2 protein-coding genes and 2 pseudogenes are annotated in these 3,277 nt (G+C 74.4%); 3 read left to right on the plus strand and 1 reads right to left on the minus strand.

The annotated features are described in order from the left end of the window. Window positions 1–406, plus strand: a 406-nt coding sequence (locus AC2W7G_RS12300) for a DbpA RNA binding domain-containing protein (protein ID WP_485868695.1), incomplete at its 5' end; no start/stop codon positions are given. 1 nt (window position 407) lies between these two features. Here AC2W7G_RS12300 and AC2W7G_RS12305 read toward each other — a convergent pair. Beyond that, window positions 408–1,399 (minus strand): annotated as a pseudogene (locus AC2W7G_RS12305) (DUF2804 domain-containing protein). Window positions 1,400–1,937: 538 nt separating this feature from the next. Between AC2W7G_RS12305 and AC2W7G_RS12310 the strand changes: the two are divergent. Together AC2W7G_RS12310 and AC2W7G_RS12315 are read left to right on the plus strand one after the other, a co-directional pair. After that, window positions 1,938–2,156: pseudogene (locus tag AC2W7G_RS12310) on the plus strand (diguanylate cyclase domain-containing protein); the annotation flags it as partial. A 151-nt stretch (window positions 2,157–2,307) separates the two neighbouring features. Then, window positions 2,308–3,277 (plus strand): EAL domain-containing protein (locus tag AC2W7G_RS12315; RefSeq protein ID WP_485868696.1); only part of this gene is annotated, 970 nt, incomplete at its 3' end.

The following is a 3,277-nucleotide window of genomic DNA, read 5'->3' on the forward strand; positions in this document are numbered from 1 at the left end:
GCAGCGCCGCGACGGCGAGCGTCCCGACCGCGGTCCGCGCCGCGACCCGTCGGGCCGCTACGCGCCGTACCGGATCAGCGTCGGCAAGCGGCACAAGGTGCTGCCGCGCCAGATCGTCGGCGCGCTGGCCAACGAGGGCGGCCTGTCGCGCGGCGACTTCGGCAAGATCGACATCCGCGTCGACCACTCGATCGTCGAGCTGCCGGCCGACCTGCCCCCGCACGTCCTGGACGCGCTGCGCGACACCCGCATCTCGGGCAAGCTCATCGAGCTGCAGGCCGACCGCGGCCCGCGCGGCGGCGGTGGCGGCGGCGCCAAGGGCGGCTACAAGTCGGGCTACAAGGGCGGGTCGACGAAGGGCCGCGACCGCGACGAGCGTCCGCGCAAGCCGCGTCGCAAGGACTGACCTACCAGCGGTTGCGCGCCTCCTCGGCCCAGCCGGTCAGCCCGGCCAGGTCGAGGGTGGTGCCGTCGTCGGCGGTCGCGCGGCCGCGCCAGGTGCCGAACGCCTGACGGGTGTGGCTGCCCAGGAGGCCGAGCTCGGTGCTCGCGCTGCGCACGTGGAACGGCGTCAGGGTCGCGTCGACCCCCTCGCCCTCCACGCGCCACGGTCGCGACCAGTCGCGCCGGTCGTACGTCCAGGCCAGGTCGCGGCCGATCTTGTGCACGACGCCGTCGACGAGGATCGCGTTCTCGGTCGAGCCGGTGCCGTCGGTCCAGCGTCCGCCGAGCTGCACGGCGTTGCCACCGGGGCCGCTGCCCGCCGCCCAGTTCCAGGACGCGCGGTACGGCCACCGGCCGCGGCCGTGGTCGAGCACCGCGTAGGCGTGGGCGCCGAGCGTCCGGCGGACGCCGTCGAGCACGAGCGTGCCGCGCGTGGTCAGCGCGAGGTCCTTGAGCGTGTACTGGAAGCGCGAGGCGCTCCACGGCACGACGACGCTCATCGACTCCTGGGCCGGCGGGCGCTCCATCACGAGGTCGAGCTCATGGAGGGGGAGTGCGCGGTCAGCGTCGTGCGGTCGCGCTTCTGGTCGGCGGCGACGCGGATCGGCCCGCGGGTCACCGCGATGCGTCCCTCGCCGGCGTGGTCGAGCAGGCCCACCCCGCGGCCGAGCGGCACGGTCGCGTCCTGGCGCCACTCGCGCCCGCTGGCCCGCTCGAGCACGTACAGCCCGTGCACGCCCACGTAGTCCAGGGTCGAGATCTGCACGCCGACGACGTACTTGTCCGACACGACGCCCCAGTACTCCCAGCGCTTGGTGCGCCCCCAGCCGTTGCCGAGGCGGCGGCGCAGGTTCGCGCGGTGCAGGGGACGCCGGGCCCAGCCGACGGCGTCCGGGTTGAGCGACCCGTCCTCGCGGCACAGGTCGACCGGCTCGGTGATCTCGCGCTCCGTCACGCCAGCGAGGCTAGCGGTCGCGGGGTGCGCCAGAGCACACTCGTGGCCGGGCTCGAACGCTCAGTCCTCGGTCGGCGAGGCCGATAGGGAGCGAGTGAGCACCGAAGACGCCGCGTGGCTCGAGCCCCTCGCGGCCGCCGCGACTCGTGACCTGGTGGAGATGAGCCGTCCGGCGCTCCGGGTCGGCCAGTCCGCGGGCTGCGTCGAGGTGGAGGAGATCTTCTCCGCGGACGCCTCGCTGAGCAGCATCGTGGTCGACGGCGACGACGGCCAGGTCGGCATCATCACCCGCGCCCACCTGGGCCACGTGCTGAGCGGACGGCTCGGGTTCGGGCGGGTGCTGAACCAGCGTCGCTCCGTCGGCACGGTGGCCGACTGGGCGCCGCTCGTGCTCGCGTCCGACACCGACCTCACGACCGCCGCCACGCGCATCCTCACCCATCCGGGCGAGCGCTGGCAGGACGTCGTCGTGCAGGCCGGCGACGAGCTCCGCGTCGCGCCGTCGGCGGCGATCATGCAGGCGCTGGCCGGGGCGTTCATGACTCGCGCCTCGCACGACGACCTGACCGGCCTGCCGAACCGGGCGCGGTTCCTGGAGCGCCTGCAGGAGGTCTGCCGCGAGGCCGGCTCGCACGCCGACCGGGCGGTCGCCGTCCTGTTCGTCGACCTGGACGACTTCAAGCAGATCAACGACGGCCTGGGCCACGAGGCCGGCGACGAGGCGCTGCGCGACGCGGCGCATGCGCTGAGCCACGAGGCGCAGCCCGGCGACATGGTGGCCCGGCTCGGCGGCGACGAGTTCGCCGCGATCCTGCACCGTCCGTTCGGACCGTCGCCCGCGGAGGTCGTCGGAGGACGCGGCGCGGGCGGCCGAGGGCTTCCGCGTGGCCCTGAGCGACGAGGCCGGCTTGCGTGCGTCCATCGGCACGGCCGTGAGCCGGGCCGGCGCGGCCGACGCCGAGGAGCTGCTGCGCGAGGCCGACCTGGCCATGTACGCGGCCAAGAACGTCGGCGGCGGCCGGGTCGTCATCTCCGACCCCGACCACGGGCACCTCACCCTCACCGAGAGCGGCGCGCTGCACCGCGACCCCGACCACCAGATCCGCGAGGCGATCGAGCGCGCGCTGCGCGAGGACGAGCTGACGCTGTACTACCAGCCGATCGTGAGCCTGAACGACTTCGCGTTCGGCAGCGTCGAGGCGCTGCTGCGCTGGAACCACCCGACGCGGGGACTGCTCAGCCCGGCGCAGTTCCTCCACGACGCGGCCCGCCTCGGCCTGGCCGACGAGGTCGACCTGTGGGTCGTCGACCGGGCGCTGGCCGACTTCGCCCGCTGGCGGGCGTCCGGCGTCGAGGGCGTGCCGCCGTGGCTCAACGTGAACCTGTCGCGCCAGGTGCTCGAGCGGGCGGACCTGCACGAGCGGGTCATGGCGTCGCTGCACCGCCACGGGGTGCCGTCGCGCTCGCTGCGCCTGGAGCTCGTCGAGGACACCGACCCCGAGCTGCTGACCCGGGCGGCGCCGCAGCTCAACGCGCTGCGCGACGACGGCGTCTCGCTGACCTGGGACGACATGGGCTCGGGCTCGTCCTCGCTCAAGCAGGTCACGCAGTTCGACGTGGACGGCCTCAAGATCGACCGGGCGTTCATCTCCGAGATCGAGACCAACCCGAGCGCGCACGCGGTGGTGCGCATGCTCATCCTGCTGGCCAACGCGATGGAGCTGCAGGTCACGGCCGAGGGGGTCGAGACGCCCGAGCAGCTGCGGACGATCACCGGGCTGGGCGCGACGTACGCGCAGGGCTTCCTGCTGGCGCGCCCGACGCCGGCGGACTCGCTGCTGGACGTCGTGCGGGCGTGGCGCGAGACCGGCCGGGCGA

It is taken from the genome of Aeromicrobium sp. PFPM2_SD2 (assembly GCF_057364525.1).